This window comes from Thermus altitudinis (assembly GCF_022760835.1).
Taxonomy (GTDB): Bacteria; Deinococcota; Deinococci; order Deinococcales; family Thermaceae; genus Thermus; species Thermus altitudinis.
This window is the reverse complement of sequence record NZ_JAKTNQ010000011.1, coordinates 13,683-30,465: the sequence shown is the minus strand read 5'-3', so window position 1 is coordinate 30,465 and position 16,783 is coordinate 13,683. Positions and strand designations below refer to the sequence as shown.

General features: G+C 66.0%; 18 protein-coding genes. 10 read left to right on the top strand and 8 right to left on the bottom strand.

What is annotated here, in order from left to right; translation table 11 throughout:
* The first annotated feature begins 481 nt into the window (after positions 1-481).
* Genes L0D16_RS05630 through bfr form a run of 7 tightly spaced genes read left to right on the top strand, consistent with a single transcriptional unit; the run spans position 482 to position 5,917 of the window.
* A complete protein-coding gene (locus L0D16_RS05630; RefSeq protein ID WP_243030476.1) occupies positions 482-1,411 on the top strand; it encodes a hypothetical protein in 930 nt (309 codons plus the stop codon).
* A 60-nt stretch (positions 1,412-1,471) separates the two neighbouring features.
* The gene (gene nadC / locus L0D16_RS05625) at positions 1,472-2,299 is read left to right on the top strand and encodes a carboxylating nicotinate-nucleotide diphosphorylase (RefSeq protein ID WP_243030474.1); all 828 of its coding nucleotides are present in this window, start codon (positions 1,472-1,474) and stop codon (positions 2,297-2,299) included.
* A gap of 25 nt (positions 2,300-2,324) precedes the next feature.
* Positions 2,325-2,588: a ribbon-helix-helix domain-containing protein gene (locus L0D16_RS05620; protein WP_243030472.1), complete on the top strand. Its 264-nt coding sequence runs from the start codon at positions 2,325-2,327 to the stop codon at positions 2,586-2,588.
* The gene (locus L0D16_RS05615) at positions 2,572-2,970 is read left to right on the top strand and encodes a type II toxin-antitoxin system VapC family toxin (RefSeq protein WP_243030471.1); all 399 of its coding nucleotides are present in this window, start codon (positions 2,572-2,574) and stop codon (positions 2,968-2,970) included. The genes L0D16_RS05620 and L0D16_RS05615 overlap by 17 nt, the downstream gene beginning before the upstream one ends.
* 2 nt (positions 2,971-2,972) lie before the next feature.
* The gene (nadA, locus tag L0D16_RS05610; RefSeq protein ID WP_243030469.1) at positions 2,973-3,896 is read left to right on the top strand and encodes a quinolinate synthase NadA; all 924 of its coding nucleotides are present in this window, start codon (positions 2,973-2,975) and stop codon (positions 3,894-3,896) included.
* A gap of 20 nt (positions 3,897-3,916) precedes the next feature.
* Positions 3,917-5,422, top strand: coding sequence for an L-aspartate oxidase (nadB, locus tag L0D16_RS05605; protein ID WP_243030468.1), 1,506 nt, complete (start codon positions 3,917-3,919; stop codon positions 5,420-5,422).
* Positions 5,423-5,440: 18 nt separating this feature from the next.
* Positions 5,441-5,917 (top strand): bacterioferritin, encoded by a 477-nt coding sequence (bfr, locus tag L0D16_RS05600; protein ID WP_243030466.1) that lies wholly within the window; start codon positions 5,441-5,443, stop codon positions 5,915-5,917.
* Here the strand turns inward: bfr and L0D16_RS12630 are convergent.
* The 8 genes from L0D16_RS12630 to L0D16_RS05560 form a co-directional block, all read right to left on the bottom strand.
* Positions 5,811-6,104, bottom strand: a complete 294-nt coding sequence (locus L0D16_RS12630) for a winged helix-turn-helix transcriptional regulator (RefSeq protein WP_423247859.1) — start codon at positions 6,102-6,104, stop codon at positions 5,811-5,813. The two genes, bfr and L0D16_RS12630, sit on opposite strands and share 107 nt — an antisense overlap.
* 152 nt (positions 6,105-6,256) lie before the next feature.
* Positions 6,257-8,287: a phenylacetic acid degradation bifunctional protein PaaZ gene (gene paaZ / locus L0D16_RS05590; protein WP_243030465.1), complete on the bottom strand. Its 2,031-nt coding sequence runs from the start codon at positions 8,285-8,287 to the stop codon at positions 6,257-6,259.
* A 52-nt stretch (positions 8,288-8,339) separates the two neighbouring features.
* Complete coding sequence (gene paaD, locus L0D16_RS05585; protein ID WP_243030464.1) at positions 8,340-8,795, bottom strand: 1,2-phenylacetyl-CoA epoxidase subunit PaaD; 456 nt, start codon at positions 8,793-8,795, stop codon at positions 8,340-8,342.
* Complete coding sequence (paaC, locus tag L0D16_RS05580; RefSeq protein ID WP_243030463.1) at positions 8,789-9,547, bottom strand: 1,2-phenylacetyl-CoA epoxidase subunit PaaC; 759 nt, start codon at positions 9,545-9,547, stop codon at positions 8,789-8,791. The genes paaD and paaC overlap by 7 nt, the downstream gene beginning before the upstream one ends.
* Complete coding sequence (locus L0D16_RS05575) at positions 9,540-10,058, bottom strand: phenylacetic acid degradation protein (RefSeq protein WP_243030462.1); 519 nt, start codon at positions 10,056-10,058, stop codon at positions 9,540-9,542. Before L0D16_RS05575 ends, paaC begins: the two co-directional genes overlap by 8 nt.
* A gap of 9 nt (positions 10,059-10,067) precedes the next feature.
* Positions 10,068-11,039, bottom strand: coding sequence for a 1,2-phenylacetyl-CoA epoxidase subunit PaaA (gene paaA / locus L0D16_RS05570; protein ID WP_243030461.1), 972 nt, complete (start codon positions 11,037-11,039; stop codon positions 10,068-10,070).
* Positions 11,026-11,616, bottom strand: a complete 591-nt coding sequence (locus tag L0D16_RS05565; RefSeq protein ID WP_243030459.1) for a TetR/AcrR family transcriptional regulator — start codon at positions 11,614-11,616, stop codon at positions 11,026-11,028. Before L0D16_RS05565 ends, paaA begins: the two co-directional genes overlap by 14 nt.
* 127 nt (positions 11,617-11,743) lie before the next feature.
* A complete protein-coding gene (locus tag L0D16_RS05560; protein ID WP_243030457.1) occupies positions 11,744-12,658 on the bottom strand; it encodes a tyrosine-type recombinase/integrase in 915 nt (304 codons plus the stop codon).
* 299 nt (positions 12,659-12,957) lie between these two features.
* Between L0D16_RS05560 and L0D16_RS05555 the strand changes: the two genes are divergently transcribed.
* From L0D16_RS05555 to L0D16_RS05545, 3 genes are all read left to right on the top strand, one after another.
* The gene (locus L0D16_RS05555; protein ID WP_243030455.1) at positions 12,958-13,443 is read left to right on the top strand and encodes a hypothetical protein; all 486 of its coding nucleotides are present in this window, start codon (positions 12,958-12,960) and stop codon (positions 13,441-13,443) included.
* Between the two features lie 143 nt (positions 13,444-13,586).
* The gene (locus L0D16_RS05550; protein WP_243030453.1) at positions 13,587-15,125 is read left to right on the top strand and encodes a Ppx/GppA phosphatase family protein; all 1,539 of its coding nucleotides are present in this window, start codon (positions 13,587-13,589) and stop codon (positions 15,123-15,125) included.
* 79 nt (positions 15,126-15,204) lie between these two features.
* Positions 15,205-16,710 carry an alkaline phosphatase gene (locus L0D16_RS05545; protein WP_243030451.1) on the top strand — a complete coding sequence of 502 codons (1,506 nt, stop codon included), beginning with the start codon at positions 15,205-15,207 and terminating at the stop codon, positions 16,708-16,710.
* Positions 16,711-16,783 lie beyond the last annotated feature (73 nt).

Genomic DNA, 16,783 nt, shown 5'->3' with positions numbered 1-16,783 from the left:
AACACCCCGGGCGGTTGCCCGGGGTTTTGTTATCCCCCGTTCAGGGTGCGTTAAGACCTTCTAGGCTATCCTGCTGGCGGAATCCCCCAAAAGGCGATTCCAGAAAGGAGAAACCATGAGGACCATCGGCCTTTTAGGTTTTGCGGTGCTGGCCCTTTTGGGGCTAGTGGGGTGCGGGGGTGGCACCCCCCCACCTCCCGGTAGCATCACCCTCACCGTTATAGATAGTCAGAACGTAGGGTATGCGGCAGCATACCAGGTGGGAAGTGGGTCTTGGACAGCGTTCACTCCTAGTAGCACGCACACCTATACCTTCAGCCTTGGTGGCAATACCAAATATGGCGTAGCCGTGCGGTGCAATCCCGTTGTCCCGGGTAACCCACCCGAAGTTCATGTTATCCAGGCCACCAACGCTGAGCTGGCCAACCCTAAAATTACCTGTAGCTCCCCCAGCCTGAGCACGGTAAACTATACCCTTAACGTGGATGTCACCAATGTTCCGGGCATAGCGAGTGGCGATCGTGTTGTGGTCAGCAGCCAAGGCTTATCATCAACGGGTCTCGTCACTGTATCCGGAGGCAACTACACGGCGTTGGTTAACCTAACCGCCCAACCAGGAACTCAAGACCTGCTGGTGGTAGTAGTTGATTCGTCTTTCAGCCTCCCCCCAAAGGCGGCGAAGGTTTTGCGGAGCGTAAACATTAGCAGCGGGGGCTCGAGTTCCTATACGTTCACGGCTTCAGACGTCCTAGCCCCAGCTAACGTCTCTGTAAACCTTCCATCTGGCTTTAGCCCCACCTTTGGTGATGCTTGGGTCTTTTATCTGAGCACCGACAACAAGGGGTGGGGAATTGTGGGTGGCACAACGGGGACCTCAGCCCTCAACTTCTCCTACCGCCCGGTAGCGGGGTCTGGCAGCGGGGATCGCTACGTCGTCATGGCCGTGGCTGGTGACAGCAGCAACGTGCTGGAGCGTTTTAAGGGTGCTAGCGGTTCTAGCGGTTCGACCATCACCTTGGCCTTACCGAACCCTTGGCCAGCAAACAGCCTCACGGTAACCCGCCAAGCCCATCCCACGGTAAGCGGACTCAGTTACGCTGACCCCAGCCTCAAGGCCTACCAAATAGAGCTTGAGGACTCTACCCTGATTTACCAGGTCACTCTAAGCAAGGGATGGCTGGGCAACGCTACCACCTACACCGTTCCCGACCTTTCCTCCCAACTCACCTATACGCCATTTGCCTCTGGTAGCACGGTACACATTTCCATAACCGCCGTCCTTTCCGCTGCCAACGTTCTCAACTTGGATAGCAATGACCCAGCTTCTTTTGGCGCTACTACGGACATTTCTCTGGTCCACGCTACCGACCAGTACACCCCAAGTGGTATCGGTAGCATCCAGCTACCCTAAAATCCGTTAGGGGACCGGCCAGGTACCCATGGGTACCTGGCCTTGCCTACAATGGGGGCCATGGTGCCTTTGGAAACCCTCAGGGCTTGGCTCCTCGAGGACCTCGGCCACGGGGACCTCACCTCGGCCCTCACGGTCCCCGAGGACCTCCGGGGCCAAGCAACCATCCTGGCCAAGGAGGAGGGGGTGGTGGCCGGGCTTCCCGTGGCCCGGGAGGTCTTTGCCCTGGTGGATGCCCGCATCGCCTTCACGCCACTGGTGGAGGAGGGGGCCAGGGTGAGGCCCGGCCAGGAGGTGGCCCGCCTCGAGGGGCCCCTAAGGGGCATCCTGGCCGGGGAAAGGCTGGCGCTGAACCTGCTTCAGCGCCTCTCGGGCATCGCCACCCTCACCCGAACCTACGTGGAGGCCCTAAGGGGGACCCGGACCCAGGTTCTGGACACCCGCAAGACCACCCCTGGCCTAAGGGCCCTGGAGAAGTACGCGGTGCGGGTAGGGGGAGGGCGGAACCACCGCTTTGGCCTGTTTGACGGCATCCTCATCAAGGAAAACCACATCCGGGCCGCGGGGGGCGTGGGGGAAGCGGTAAGGCGGGCCAGGGCCCAGGCCCCCCATTACCTCAGGGTGGAGGTGGAGGTGACCAACCTGGCGGAGCTAGAGGAGGCCTTGGAGGCGGGGGCGGACCTGATCCTCCTGGACAACTTTTCCCCCGAGGCCATCCGGGAGGCGGTGCGCCGGGTGGGGGGGCGGGTTCCCGTGGAGGCCAGTGGGAACATGACCCCCGAAAGGGCCCGGAAGGCGGCCGAGGCCGGGGTGGACTACGTGAGCGTGGGGGCCCTCACCCACTCCGCCAAGGCCCTGGACCTCTCCCTCCTGGTGGTGCAGCCATGATGTGGGGGTATAATAAGGTGATGGCGTGGTGCGGACCCAGGTCCCACTCCCGGAGGAACAGGCCCAGCGCCTCAAGGCCTGGGCCCAGGAGGAAGGGGTATCCCTGGCGGAGCTGGTGCGGCGGTCGGTGGAAGCCTACCTCCAGGAAAAGGAGAACGGGGGTTTTGCCGAGCGGGCCCAGCGGGCCCTGGCCGCGGTGGGCCGCTTCGCCTCAGGCCACAAGGACGTGAGCCAGGAGCACGACCGTTACCTGGCCCGGGAAGGGGACCACCTTGGCCGTCTTCGTTGATACCTCCGCCCCTTACGCCCTCCTGGACCGGGATGACGCCTACCACCTCGAGGCGGCCGAAGCCTTCCGCCACCTTCTCGCGGCCCGGGAGCGCCCCGTAACCCGCGGCCATGTGGTGGAGAGCGTGGCCCTGGTGCAGGGGAGTTTGGGCCTCGAGGCGGCACGGGCCCATGGCCACGACCTTCTGGGTGTAATCCCGACGGTCCCTGTGGGTGGGGGGCTGCACCACATGGCCCTCACCGCCCTCCTGGCCTCCCGAAGGAAGGACCTGAGCCTGGTGGACTGGACCAGTTTCTTCTTCATGCGGGAAAGGGGTTTGCGGAAGGCCTTGGCCTTTGACGAGGGTTTTGGGGAACAGGGCTTTAGCCCAGCGAGCGGGTGAAGATGGAACCAGAGAAGCTCAAGGAAGAGGTACGCCGCCTCAAGGCGGAGCGGCAAGCGGTCATTCTGGCCCACTCCTACCAGCTTCCGGAGGTGCAGGAGGTGGCGGATTTCGTGGGGGACTCCCTGGGCCTAGCCCGGGAGGCGCAGAGGACCCCGGCCAAGGTCATCGTTTTCGCCGGGGTTCACTTCATGGCGGAAACCGCCGCCATCCTGAACCCGGAAAAGACCGTTCTCCTTCCCGACCTGGAAGCGGGTTGCTCCTTGGCGGACAGCATCCGCCCCGAGGACATCCTGGCCTGGAAAGAGGACCATCCCGAGGGCATCGTGGTGGCCTACGTGAACACCAGGGCCGAGGTGAAGGCCCTGGCGGACGTGTGCGTCACCAGCGCCAACGCCGTGGAGGTGGTGGCCCGCCTTCCCAAGGACCGGCCCATCTTCTTTGTGCCCGACATGTTCCTGGGGGCCCACGTGGCCCGGGTCACGGGTAGAAGCCTGGACCTTTTCCCGGGGGAATGCCATGTGCATGCGGGCATCCGGGAGGAGCACCTAAAGGCCCTCCTGGAGGCGCACCCGGGAGCGGAGTTCATGATCCACCCGGAGTGCGGCTGCGGCTCCAGCTGCCTCTTCCTCAAGCCGGATGCCAAGATGCTCTCCACCGAGGGCATGGTACGCTACGCCAAGGGGGCCGAGGCCAAGGAGTTCGTGGTGGCCACCGAGGTGGGGATCCTGCACCGCCTGGCCAAGGAGGCCCCGGGCAAGGCCTTCATTCCCGTGAAACCGGATGCGGTCTGCGAGTACATGAAAAAGATCACCCTGGAGAAGGTATACCGCTCCCTAAAGGAGATGCGCCACGTGGTCCGGGTACCCGAGGAGGTGGCGGAAAAGGCCCGGCGGGCCCTTTCCGCCATGGTGGCCGTGGGCTAGGGCCAGGAACGAAAAAGCCCATGGAAACCCTTAGCGCCGATCTCCTCATCCTGGGTGCGGGCATTGCGGGGGTCTACGCCGCTTTGGCGGCGGAGGCGCAGGGGGCTAAGGTCCTCCTCCTCAGCAAAGACCCCTTGCCCTCAGGCTCCACCCCCTGGGCCCAAGGGGGGGTGGCCTTTCCCCTGGACGAGGCGGACCTCGAGGCCCACCTGGAGGATACCTTGAGGGCAGGCCGGGGCCTGGTGGAGGAGGCCGTGGCCCGGTCCATCCTGCAGGAAGCCCCTCGCCACCTGGAAAGGCTTCTTTCCCTGGGGCTTCCCTTCCACCCCGAGCCCACCCGGGAAGGGGGACACTCCCGGGCCCGGGTGCGGCACCTGGGGGGGGACCGAAGCGGTCTCCTCCTCCTCCAAGGGCTCCTGGAGCGGCTTAGAAGCCCGGTCCTTCAGGGGTACATGGCGGTAAGCCTTCTCCGGGATGGGAAAAGGGTGGCGGGGGCTTTGGTCCTGGGACCCGAGGGGCCCCAAGTGGTACGGGCCGGGGCGGTGCTTCTGGCCACGGGAGGCCTGGGGCGGCTTTTCCCGGTGACCACCAACCCCCAAGGGGCCACGGGGGACGGGATGGCCCTGGCCTACCAGGCGGGGGCCACCCTAAGAGACCTGGAGTTCGTCCAGTTCCATCCCACCGCCCTTCCCGATGGGAGCCTGGTGAGCGAGGCCTGCCGGGGGGAAGGGGCGGTCCTCATCAATGCCCAGGGGGAGCGGTTCATGCCCCGGTACGACCCCTTGGCCGAGCTAGCCCCCCGGGATGTGGTGGCCCGGGCGGTGCACCGGGAGGGGGAGAGGACGGGCGGGGTCTTCCTGGACCTCAGGCCCATCCCCAACCTGGAGGAACGCTTTCCCACGGTGGTGGCCGCGGCCCGGGCCCTGGGGTTGGATCCCCTTAGGGAGCCCCTACCCGTGACCCCGGCTGCCCACTACGCCATGGGGGGCGTGAAAACCGACCTTCGAGGCTACACGGGGGTTCCTGGTCTTTATGCCGCCGGGGAGGTGGCCTCCACGGGCTTTCACGGGGCCAACCGCCTGGCCTCCAACAGCCTTCTGGAGGGGTTGGTTATGGGGGAGAGGGCGGCCAAAGCCGCCCTACAGGACCTCGCCTCCCCTAAGGCACCGGAGCCCCTTCCCGCCCACCTCCTGGACCCCACCCAGGGGGAAACCTTACGCCAACGGATGGGCCAGGTGGCAGGGGTGGTGCGCCGGGGAAAGGACCTGGCCCAGGCCTTGGCTTGGGTGGGGGATCTTCCCCGCAAAGAGGCGATCCTGGGTCCCCAAGGGGGGTTCTCCCGTCTGCGCCAAGCTTTGGAGGCGGGAAACCTGGCCCTCCTGGCCCGGCTTCTCCTGGAGATGGCCCTAGCGCGGGAGGAAAGCCGCGGAGCCCACTTCCGCGAGGACTTCCCCACGGAGGGGCCAGAGGCCTATCACCTGGAGGCCAAAGGCCCTCACCTTCGCCGGGTTCCGGTGGCGGTATAATGCCCGTGGAGGTTCCCTATGAAAGGCCATCCGGATGTGATCCAAAGCCTTCAGGAGAGGCTTTCCGAGGAACTAGCGGCCATTTTGCAGTACATGGTGCATGCGGAGATGGCGGAGAACTGGGGCTTTAAGGCCCTGGCCCGGCACCTCAAGGCCCACGCCATCACCGAGATGCGCCATGCGGAGAAGCACATTGAGCGCATCCTTTTCCTGGAAGGCTTTCCGGAGGTAAGCCGCATCGGGGAGATAAGGATCGGCAAGACGGTGGAGGAGATCCTCTTCAAGGACTACGAGGGGGAGCTCCAGGCGGTGAAGGGCTACAACGAGACCATGAACCTGGCCCAGCGCCTGGGGGATAACGGTACCCGGGACATGGTGGCGGAGATCCTCAAGGACGAGGAAGGCCACGTGGACTGGCTGGAGACCCAGCGGGAACTCCTGAACCAGATGGGCCTGGCCAACTACCTCCAGTACCTGGCAGGGGAAGCGGAATAGGGCACCGCCCAAAGCCACTCCGGGCTGGCCCCGGGCGGGGAACCTGGCCCACGGGGGCCTGGGGGTTCTCGCGGGCCCAAGCCCCGGTGGCGGTGATGACCGCCTCCAGCTCCCGCCCGGCTTCGATGAGGCGGTAGCGGGTGCGGGGAGGCACTAAGGATTCCACCTCCCTTTCCAGCAGGCCCATGTCCACTGACGATGTGCGGGGTCCACTTCTCCTGGAGGAGGTTCAAGGCGGCATAGACGGGGCAAAAGGCCGCTTCGTGCCCGGCTATCCCCCCACCGTAGCATGGCCTTGGCGTCTCAGCTGAGGGGTTCGGTCCGCCTGGGCCATGGCCCCTAGGGGGCTGGCTCGGGCGAAAACGCGCTGGGCTTTCGAGCCACCAGGGTGAGGATGGTGTAGGCGGCCACGGTTTTCCCCTCCTGGTTCACCACCCCCACCGCCCATTCCACCACCCCCGACCTCTCGTCCTTGGGCCGCTTGGCCTTCACCGTGAGCTGGGCCTGCAGGGTGTCGCCAATGCCCACGGGCTCGGTAAAGCGGAGGTCCTCCAGGCCGTAGTTGGCCAGGACCGGCCCCGGAGCCGGGTCCACGAACAGCCCCGCGGCCGCCGAGAGCACAAAGTACCCGTGGGCCACCCGTTTGCCAAAGAGGCTTTTTTGAGCGGCCAGCTCGTCGGTGTGGGCGTAGAAGTGGTCCCAGGAAAGATGGGCGAAAAGGGCGATATCCGCCTCCGTAATCGTACGGCGGTGGGTCCAGAGGGTTTCCCCGATCTCCAGCTCCTCGTAATACTTGCGGAAAGGATGGACCTGGGCGGGCCTCTCCGCCCCCTTGGCGTACTCCCCGGTGAGGGCTTGGAGGGTGTGGGGATCGGCCTGCAGGGCCAGGCGGGCCAGATGGCGCTTCACGGCCAGAAGCCCCCCTAGCTCCTCCCCACCCCCGGCCCGCCCCGGCCCCCCATGGAGGAGGCGGGGCAAGGGGGAGCCATGGCCGGTAGAGGCATGGGCGTTCCTGCGGTTTAGGATGTGCAGCCTTCCCACCTCTCCCGCTAGCCCTTGGAGGTAAAAGCGGGCCTCCTCCAGGTCCGGGGTGGCCACGGTAGCCACCAGCATGCCTCCCGCCATGCGGGCAAGGCGCAAGGCCTCTTCCCGGTCCCGGTAGGGGAAGAAGGTGGCCACGGGTCCGAAGGGCTCCACCTGGTGGAGGGTTTCCGCCCAGGGATCCTCCGCCAGGAGGAGGGTTGGAGGAAAGAAGGCCCCATCCCGCCTTCCCGGGTGCCGCCAGTACACCCTGGCTCCCCCGTGCACCAGGGCCTCCACCGCCTTTTCCACCTCCGCCTTTTGCTCCAAGGAGGCTAAGGGGCCCAGGTCCACGCCCTCCTCCCTGGGGTCGCCCAGCTTGAGGCCCTCCAGGTGCCTGTGGGTGGCCTCGAGGAGGGCTTCCAGCCGCCCCTCCGGTACCAGTACCCGCCGGATGGCCGTGCACCGCTGCCCCGCCTTGATGGAAAGCTCCTGGGCGATCTCCTGAGCCAGCCTGGCCAGCTCCTCTTCTCCGGCCTCCTCCCCCAGGATGGCGGCGTTTAAGGAGTCGGTTTCCGCATTGAGGTGGACCCCCCGTTCAAGGAAGGCGGGGTGGCGCCTAAGGAGGTCGGCCGTGGCCTTGGAGCCGGTAAAGTAAACGCTATCCCGATGGCCCAGGGCGTCCAGGGCCTCGCCCAGGCTTCCCGCCAGGAACTGCAGGCTCCCTTCCGGCAAAACCCCGGACTCCAGCATGAGCCGCACCAGCCCTTCGGCCACGTGGGCGGTGGGGGTGGCCGCCTTGGCCAGGGTGGGCACCCCGGCCAAGAAGGCCGGCGCAAACTTCTCCAAAAGGCCCCAGACGGGGAAGTTGAAGGCGTTGATCTGCACGGTGATCCCCCCCTTGGGCCCGAGAAGGTGACGCCCCTGGAAGGAAAGGTCCCGGCTTAAGGGGATGGGGTCTTCCTCCAGCAGGAAGTGGCCTTCAGGGAGGTTCCGGGCTAAGGAGCTATAGGCGTAAAGGACCCCGATCCCCCCATCCACGTCGTACCAGGCATCCCGCCTGGTGCCCCCGGTGGTGGCGTAAAGCCGGTAGAGCTCCTCCTTCCGCTCGCCCAAGTACTGGGCCAAGGCGCGAAGCCTTCTTCCCCTTTCCGGGAAATCCAAGGCCAGGAGGGCCTTTCCTCCCACTTCCCTCCCCCAGGCCACCGCCTCCTTAAGGGGCAGCCCTTGGGCGGTGACATGGGCCAGCACCTCCCCCGTGGCGGCATCCCGCACCGGTACCCCTTCCCCCTGGCCTACCCGCCACTCTCCCATGAGGTAACTTCTGACCTTTTCTCCCGGCACCGGCATCCTCCTAAAAGGCCTCCGGAGCCCTTAGGGAAGGGTCCAGAGGCGTTGGGTCTCAGACGGTTTTAAAGGCTTCAAACACTTCCCCGCAAGCGGCACACTGGAAAAGCATCTTGCACAAGGTGGCTCCAAAGGGGTTTTTCAGCTCCACCTGCAGGCTCCCGCACCGCGGGCAGGGGGGGTTGGCCTCCGCCATGGATAGGGGCATGGGCGGAGCCACCCCATAGCCCAGGAGCTTGGCCTTGGCCTCCTGGGTCATGTCCTCGGTGCTCCAGGGGGTTTTGGCCTCCACCACCTCCACCTCCTGGGCCCCCGCTTCCCGCAGGGCCTTTTCCATCTCCTGGCGGATGAGCCTAAGGGCGGGGCAGCCGGAGAAGGTGGGGCGGAAGCGGACCCTAACCCTTTCCCCTTCCGCCTCCACGGAGAGAACCATCCCCATCTCCACGATGTTGAGGACGGGGATCTCCGGATCCTTAACCCCCTTTAGGGCTTCCCAGTACCGCTCTACCATGCCTTGGCCTCCGGGTCCCAGCGGGCCACGGACTGCATCTCCGCCAGGAGGGACCAAAGGTACTCCGTATGCTCCTGACGGCTTTTGGGCACGTACCCACCCTGAGGAGGTCTGAGCCCTACCCTCTCCAGCCTGGCCCCCACCTCCTCTAGATAAGGGGCCTCCAAGGCGCGCAGGTCTGGCAGGACACCCACCTCCACCAAGGCCTCGTCCGTGGGCAGGAGTTGGAAGAGCTGGCGAACATAGGGGAAGAGGGTGTCCAAGGCCTCCTGTGCCCGGCGGTGGGATTCCTCGGTACCCTGGCCTAACCTTTCCAGCCAAAGGGAGCTGTGGCTAAGGTGGAACTTCTCCTCCTTTAGGATGCGGCCTGCCGCCTCGGCCAAGGGAAGATAGGCGCTTTTGGTGGCCTCTTTGAGCCAGAGGTTCTCGTAGGCGTCAAAGAGGTACTGGCGCACCATGGTAAAGGCCCAGTCCCCCTTGGGAAGCTCCACCAAGACGGCGTTTTGGTACTCCAGGGGATCGCGGAAGAACACCAGGTGGTCAGGGTCGGAGCCGTCCAGCTCCTGCCGGAGTTCCAGCCAGACCTTGGCGTGGCCCAGCTCGTCCTGGGCCAGGTTGGCGATGGCGATGTCCTCCTCGAGGATGGGGGCATGCCCCACCCACTCGGAAAGCCTTTGGGCCAAGACCACCTCGTCGTCGGCCCAGGCGGTAAGCCGGGCCACCAGGGCTTCCTTGAGGTAGGGGTCAAGCATCCTCCACCCCCTTGGCGGTGATCAGACCGTAGTAGCTTTGCAAACGGTACCGCTTATCCTTGGCGGGGGCGAACCAGCTCTCCACCACCTCCTCCGTGGGCTCCGTGCCCACCACCAGCCGTTCCGGCACCGCCCAGAAGGCCACCCCTTGGGCCTGGAGGAGGGCTTGGGCGATTGCGTCCTCCGGTCCTTGGGCCAAGAAGCGGCCCACCAGGTCCCCGTAGACCATGCTCCGGCGGTGGCTGCGCTTGGCGAAAACCCAGTAGGCCTCCTCGGGCCCGCCTTCCCTTCGGGGCGCCAGGTCCTTTAGACCCTCTTGGGAAACGTGGAAAAAGGCCTCAGCGGGGGCCACAAAAAGGGCGTAGGCCGCAGGGCGCCGCACGAAAACGTGCCGGGCCACCAAGAGGGCATGCTCGGGGTCGGCGGCGTGCACCGAGCCCACCATCTGCGGGGGGCTATGCTGGGTGTCCTGCTTGATCACCTCAAACCGGGGCCACTCGGTTCCCCACATGCCCCCCTCCTAATCGGCCGCCTGGGCCAGCTGCCGCTGGGCGTAGGCCTCGAGGGCCTCCCGCACCCAACGCCCTTCCTCGTGGGCCCTCCTGCGGGCCAGGAGCCGCTGCCGGTTCATAGGACCCTCCCCGTTGATGACCTTCCAGAACTCATCCCAGGGAATGGGCCCATGGATCCAGTTCCCCGTCTTCTCGTCGTAGCGCAGATGGGGATCGGGGATCCTCAGGCCCGCTTCCAAAAGCTCCGGCACGTGCTCGTTCAAGAACTCCTGGCGCACCTGGTCGTTGGTCTTGGTCTTGATGCCCCAGCGCAGCAAAAGCGGCGTGTGGGGGGAGTCGGTGTCGTGGGGCCCGGCCATCATCAAGGTGGGCCACCACCAGCGGTTTAGGGCATCCTGGACCATCTGGCGCTGCTTCCTGGAACCCTTGGCGTAGAGGAGAACCGCCTCCTTGCCCTGCTTGTGGTGGAAGGTTTCCTCGGCGCAGATGCGCACCATGGCCCGGGAATAGGGCCCGTAGGAGCACTGGGCCAGCATGGTCTGGTTCTTGATGGCCATCCCGTCCACCAGCCAGCCGATGATGCCCACGTCCGCCCAGGTCAGGGTGGGGTAGTTGAAGATGTTGGAGTACTTGGCCTTGCCGGAGAGGAGGGCCTCCACCATCTCCTCCCGGGTGATCCCCAGGGTTTCCGCGGCGTGGTAGAGGTACTGGCCGTGCCCGGCTTCGTCCTGGACCTTGGCCAGCAGGATGAGCTTCCGCCGGATGGAAGGAGCCCGGGGGATCCAGGCGCCTTCAGGAAGCATCCCCACCCATTCGCTATGGGCGTGCTGGGAGATCATGCGGATGAGCTGGCGCCGGTACTCCGCGGGCATCCAGTCCCCGGGCTCAATCTTCTCCCCCCGGGCGATGCGGGCCTCAAACTCCGCAAGCCGCTCCCCGTAGTCGGGATCCTCCGGATAACCGATCCTAAGCTTCACCATCCTGGTCTCCTCCCTTTGCCTGGTCCATACCGAGAGCCCCCAGGAGGAGGGCGGCGTAGGCTTGGGAAAGCTCCTCCAAGGATAGGGGCCCCTCGGGCCGGTACCACTGGTAGGTCCAGTTAAGGGCGGAAAGGGCAAACAGGGTGGCCAGGCGCACGCTGGGCACGCGGAACACCCCTTGCTCCACCCCTTCCTGGATGATCCTTTGCACGCCTTCCTCGTACTTCCGACGCAGGGCCTTGGCCTCCTCCAACAGGGGAGGGGAGAGGTGCTTCCACTCGTGGAAGAAGACCGTGGCCCGGGGGAGTTCCTGGGCGATGACCTCCAGGTGGCCGCGCACCAAGCCCTTAAGCTTGGCCACCGGATCGCCCTCCAGGGAATCCAGGACCGCTAAAAACCGCTCTGCCGCACGGCGCACCACCTCTATGAGGAGCTCCTCCTTGGAGGCGATGTGGGCGTAGAGGCTTCCCCCCTGGAGGTTCAGCTCCCTGGCCAGGTCCCGCATGCTGGTGGCGTGGTAACCCCGCTGGCTGAAGAGGTGGCCGGCTACGGTGAGGATTTGCTCGCGTCGTTCCATGGCGAACGGTCGTTTGTTAGGTTAGCACACCCAGGCAAAAGGGACAAGTGTCCCGCATCACCTTTGCGGGATGAAGGCTGGCGTCCGGCCAGCCCGCCGCTGGCGGCCGTCTGGGCCTGGGCCGGGCCTAGAGCTCGGGGAGCCTCGAGGCGGCTTCCCTCAGCCGTTCCCGAGAGGCGTGCAGGTAAATCTGGGTGGTGGCGATGGACTCGTGGCCCAGGAGGTCCTTGACCGCATCCAGCTCCACGCCGTTTTCCACCAGTAAGGTGGCATAGGCGTGGCGGAGCTTGTGGGGGGTGAAGCGCCTGGGGTCCAGACCCGCCCGCAGGGCCGCTTCGCGGAACCTGGCCTCCACGTACCGGGCCGAGGGCACCCGGCCCTTGTGCCGGCCCTGGGAGAAAGTGAAAAGAGGCACATTCCCCGGGGGTGGGCCTAGTTCCAGGAGTACCTCCCGGGCGGTTTTGGAAAGGGGCACGAGCCTTTCCTTGTTGCCCTTGCCCACCACCCGGATGGCCACGGGGTGGCGGCCTTCCAGAAGGATGTTGCGCCCCTTTAGGGAAAGGGCTTCAGAGATGCGCAGACCGGTGCCGTAAAGGAACCGGGCCAGAAGGCTTAGGAGCCGGGCTTCCTTTTCCCCTTGGAAGGCCTCGAGGAAACGCTTCAGTTCCTCAGGGCTTGGATGTAAAGGAAGCCGGCGGCCGGCCTTGGGCCGGCCGATGCCCTCCGTGGGGTCCGACACCGCCTCGCCCCGCACCTGGGACAGGTAGCGGTAGTAGCTGCGCAAGGCGGCCAAAAACCCCTGCACCCGCCTCGGGGCCCAGCGTTCCTTTAGGAGCAGGGCCCGCACCGCCTCGGGGCCCGGGGGCAGGTTTTCCGCCTCGAGGAAGCGGAACCAAAAGGCCAGATCCTGGAGGTACCGGCGCACCCCCCGGGGGGAATAGCCCCTTTCCAAAAGGAGGTATTCCGCATAGGGGGCCAGGCCTTGTAGGGCCTTATCGGCCCGTTTAATGCCTAGGGTTTTCCAAATAAGGGCTTGCGCCACGGGGCGATTATATCACATGCGCGAAATGTACCTTTCGCGAACGAAAATAACGGTGCCCGGCGAATGCACCCCAAGCCCTTGGAGGCCCACGAGCTGCGCACCACTCTCCCCCTCCCCCAGGGAGCGCAAGGGTGCCCCTACCCCCGGGGCCGGTGTCGGCGGGGGGTACCGCTACCCCCTCCTGGAGGCGGAGGGGGGCAGGGTGGCTCCGGGACCAGGGGCCCCGGCATGGAAGCGATACAATAACCCAAGGTCCCCAGCTGGAAGGGGGTCTACGGCCTGTACCGGAGGTGATGCGGATGCAAGGAACAAGGTGGCGGATTTTGGCCTGGTCTCTCCTAGCCCTCCTTCCCGCCCTTGGCGGGTGCCGGATTGCCATTGGCGTCATTGGTGAGTTCATACCCGTCCTCTACGAGGCCAGGGGCGTCTGCCAAGGGGTGGCGGTAACCAACCATGCGGAGAAGCCCTGGGAAATCGTGGTGGCTCAGCGGAGTGGCGATCCCCTCCGGCTCCCCCCAGGGCAAACCGTGCGCATCCCCGACCCCGACCCCCTTCCCCAGAAGACGCTGTACGTCCTTAACGGACCCGAGGGCCGAACCCTAGGCTCCCCCTTTTCCGTGGACGTAAGCTGGCACTGCCTCCCGGACCGGCCCCCGGAGAGGGTAAGCTTCACCACCACCTTGGACCCCAACTTTGAGGAGGGCCTGGTCATCGTGGAGGACGCCAGCGTCCCAAGTGGCCTGCGCATCTACCGGGAGAGACGAAGCAGTTGGCGTACCTACTAGGGGCTAGAGAGGGATGGGCGGGGTCTTGGGGCCCCGCCCATCGGCATGTGGAGCCAAAAGGGGGCAGGGAAGCGCGGCGCAAACTGGACCCTGCCCCCCTAGCACCTGCACCCCATCCCTGCGGTTAAACTGAAGCCGGCGGAATGGGGGAAGGCGTGATGGGGATCCTCTCTTGGGCGCATCCGCGAACCTTGGCTCGCTCCTTGGCGGTGCTGGACCTGGGTTCGGGAACCTTGCGGCTGGTGGTCTACGCCTACGAGCCGGGCCGCGGGTACCACCGGGTGGACGAGCTCCGCGAGGCGGTAGCCCTGGGTGAAGGGCTGGCGAAGGGCCAGCTCACGCCCGAGGCCTTGGAGCGGGGGGTAAAGGCCCTTAGGGCCTTTGCCGATTTCCTCCGCGCGGCAGGGGCTGAGGAGGTGCGCACCCTGGCCACCAGCGCCATCCGGGATAGCGCCAACGGAGGGCTGATCCTGGAGGAGGCCAGACGGCTTGGCCTAAGGCCCGAGCTCCTGGCGGGGGAAGAGGAGGCTCGCTTGGGGGTTTTGGCCGTGGCCAACGGCCTGCCCCTAAGGGACGCCCTGGTGGTGGACCAGGGCGGGGGTAGCGCCCAAATATCCCTCATGCAAGGGCGCCGGTTCCTTTGGGGGAAGGCCTTGCCCTTGGGCGCCTTGCGCCTGACCGAAGGCTTCCTCACCCAGGACCCGCCCTCGAGGGCGGAGGTGAGGGCCCTGGCGCGCAAGGTGGAGGACTACCTGGAGGCCCTTCCCCTCCCCCGGGGCCTGCCCTTGGTGGGCCTAGGGGGGAACCTCAGGGCCGTGGCCCGGATCCACCAAAAGCGGCACGCCTACCCCTTCGACTTCGTCCACGGGTACTTTCTCCCCAAGGAAGGGGTGGAGGAGCTCTACGAGGCCCTCATGCCCCTTAGCGGGAAGGCGCGGATGGAGGCCGCGGAGCTTTCCCCCGACCGGGCCCGGACCCTTCCCGCAAGCCTGGTCTTCCTGCGGTCCCTCCTTAAGGTCACCCGGGCCTCGGGGCTTTGGATAAGCGGCCTGGGGATCCGGGAAGGGGTGCTCTTCTCCCGTTTGCTGCCCGAACCCCACCTCCTCGAGGACCCCGCCCGCTTCGCCGTGGAAAACCTCTTTTGGCGGTATCCCTTCGCCCTGGAGCACCGGGACCACGTGAGGGCCCTGGCCTCGAGCCTCTTCTCGGGGCTTGCTCCCCTTCACGGGTACGGGGAGGAAGAGGAAAGGCTTTTGCAGGCCGCCTGCCTCCTCCACGATATCGGGATGCACATCGGGTACCCGGACCACCACAAGCATGGGGCCTACCTGGTGCTCTCGGAGCCGCTCTTGGGTATGGAGCACCGGGAGCAGGCCCTTTTGGCCCTCATGGTTCGCTACCACCGCCGGGGCGACCCCAGCCTCGGCCCCTTCCGGCCTTTGGCCAGGCGCGGCGATGGCAAACGTCTGGCCCGTCTGGCGGTGATCCTGCGCCTGGCGGAGATGCTGGACCGCACCCGCGCCCAAAGGGTGCGGGAGGTCCGGGTGGAGGTGGGCCCCCAGGTACGGCTACGGCTTCTGGCCAGCGCGGAGCCGTGGGTGGAGCGGGTGGAGGCGGAGAAGCAGGCCCCGCTTTTCCAAAAGGTGTACGGACGTCCCCTGGAGGTGGTTTGGGAAGGGTGAGCCCCCCTAGGCCCTGACCGGGCCATGACACCCACCCCTTACCCTAGGTCCTGGCGGTTAGCCATGGGAGGTGGATGGGATGAAACGCCGGGACCTTTTAAAGGCAAGCGTACTGGCCGGAACCTTGGCCCTGGTGCCTAAGGCGGGGGCCCAAGGGGCCCCGCAGAACAGCCCAGGCCTGGGCCGCAGGTACCGCAACCTGATCGTCTTCGTTTACGATGGCTTCTCCTGGGAGGATTACGCCATCGCCCAGGCCTACGCCCGCCGGCGCCAAGGCCGGGTTTTGGCCCTGGAGCGGCTCCTTTCCCGCTACCCCAACGGCCTTATCAACACCTACAGCCTCACCAGCTACGTCACCGAGTCCAGCGCCGCCGGAAACGCCTTCTCCTGCGGGGTGAAGACGGTGAACGGGGGCCTTGCGGTGCACGCGGACGGAACACCCTTGAAGCCCTTCTTCGCTGCCGCCAAGGAGGCCGGCAAGGCGGTGGGCCTGGTGGTGACCCCCACCGTCACCCACGCCACCCCGGCCAGCTTTGTGGTTTCCAACCCCGACCGGAATGCCGAGGAAAAGATTGCCGAGCAGTACCTGGAGTTTGGGGCCGAGGTGTACCTGGGGGGCGGGGACCGCTTCTTCAACCCCGAGAAGCGCAAGGACAAGAAGGACCTGTACGCCGCCTTTGCCCAGGCGGGGTACGGGGTGGTGCGCACCCCGGAGGAGCTCCTCCGCACCAACGCCAGCAAGCTCCTAGGGGTCTTCTCCGATAGCCACGTGCCCTACGAGGTGGACCGCCGCTTCCAGGGGGTGAAGGTGCCAAGCCTCAAGGAGATGGTCCAGGCGGCCTTGCCCCGGCTGGCCTCCTACAAGAGCGGGTTCGTGCTCCAGGTGGAGGCGGGCCGGATTGACCACGCCAACCACCTAAACGACCCCGCGGCCACCCTCTGGGATGTGCTGGCGGCCGACGAGACCCTGGAGCTCCTCACCGCCTTCGTGGACCGGAACCCCGACACCCTCCTCATCCTGGCCTCCGACCACGCCACCGGGGTGGGGGCGCTTTACGGGGCGGGCCGGAGCTACCTGGAGGGCTCCGTGGGCCTGGACCTCCTGGAGGGGCAGAAGGCCAGCTTTGAGTACATGCTCCGGGCCCTGGGCAATAACCCCGATGCGGGCCAGGTGAAGGAGGCCTACCGGGCCCTGAAGGGGGTGGTCCTGGAGGACGCCGAGGCTCAGATGGTAGTGGAGGCCATCGCCAAGAAGGCCTACCGCCCCGACGGGGTGCGCTACGGCATCCAGCCCAGCAACACCCTCTCCTGGGCCATGGTGCAGAAGAACGCCACGAGGCCCGACCGGCCCAACATCGGCTGGTCCTCGGGGCAGCACACGGCAAGCCCGGTGGTGCTGGCCCTCTACGGCCAGGGCCTGCGCTTCCTCCACCTGGGCCTACTGGACAACACCCACGTCTTCCGCCTCATGGGAGAGGCCCTGGGGATCCGCTACCAGAACCCGGTGATGAGCGAGGAAGAGGCCTTGGAGATCCTCAAGGCCCGGCCCGTGGGCATGCTCCATCCCGAGGACGTTTGGGCCTAGAAGCCTGGGCTCCTCCTTCTTTCCGGCCGCCCCTTGGGGCGGCCTCTTTCCGCGTGCTAGGAGGACCCAAGGG

Bases quoted from the DNA above. Each gene is read 5' to 3' on its own strand.
- L0D16_RS05555 (WP_243030455.1), top strand. From the start codon at position 12,958: ATGCAAGGAACAAGGTGGCGGATTTTGGCCTGGTCTCTCCTAGCCCTC.
- paaC (WP_243030463.1), bottom strand. From the start codon at position 9,547: ATGCTTGACCCCTACCTCAAGGAAGCCCTGGTGGCCCGGCTTACCGCC.
- L0D16_RS05550 (WP_243030453.1), top strand. From the start codon at position 13,587: ATGGGGGAAGGCGTGATGGGGATCCTCTCTTGGGCGCATCCGCGAACC.
- L0D16_RS12630 (WP_423247859.1), bottom strand. From the start codon at position 6,104: ATGGGCCTGCTGGAAAGGGAGGTGGAATCCTTAGTGCCTCCCCGCACC.
- L0D16_RS05565 (WP_243030459.1), bottom strand. From the start codon at position 11,616: ATGGAACGACGCGAGCAAATCCTCACCGTAGCCGGCCACCTCTTCAGC.
- nadC (WP_243030474.1), top strand. From the start codon at position 1,472: ATGGTGCCTTTGGAAACCCTCAGGGCTTGGCTCCTCGAGGACCTCGGC.
- L0D16_RS05575 (WP_243030462.1), bottom strand. From the start codon at position 10,058: ATGTGGGGAACCGAGTGGCCCCGGTTTGAGGTGATCAAGCAGGACACC.
- nadA (WP_243030469.1), top strand. From the start codon at position 2,973: ATGGAACCAGAGAAGCTCAAGGAAGAGGTACGCCGCCTCAAGGCGGAG.
- L0D16_RS05545 (WP_243030451.1), top strand. From the start codon at position 15,205: ATGAAACGCCGGGACCTTTTAAAGGCAAGCGTACTGGCCGGAACCTTG.
- nadB (WP_243030468.1), top strand. From the start codon at position 3,917: ATGGAAACCCTTAGCGCCGATCTCCTCATCCTGGGTGCGGGCATTGCG.
- bfr (WP_243030466.1), top strand. From the start codon at position 5,441: ATGAAAGGCCATCCGGATGTGATCCAAAGCCTTCAGGAGAGGCTTTCC.
- paaA (WP_243030461.1), bottom strand. From the start codon at position 11,039: ATGGTGAAGCTTAGGATCGGTTATCCGGAGGATCCCGACTACGGGGAG.
- paaD (WP_243030464.1), bottom strand. From the start codon at position 8,795: ATGGTAGAGCGGTACTGGGAAGCCCTAAAGGGGGTTAAGGATCCGGAG.
- paaZ (WP_243030465.1), bottom strand. From the start codon at position 8,287: ATGCCGGTGCCGGGAGAAAAGGTCAGAAGTTACCTCATGGGAGAGTGG.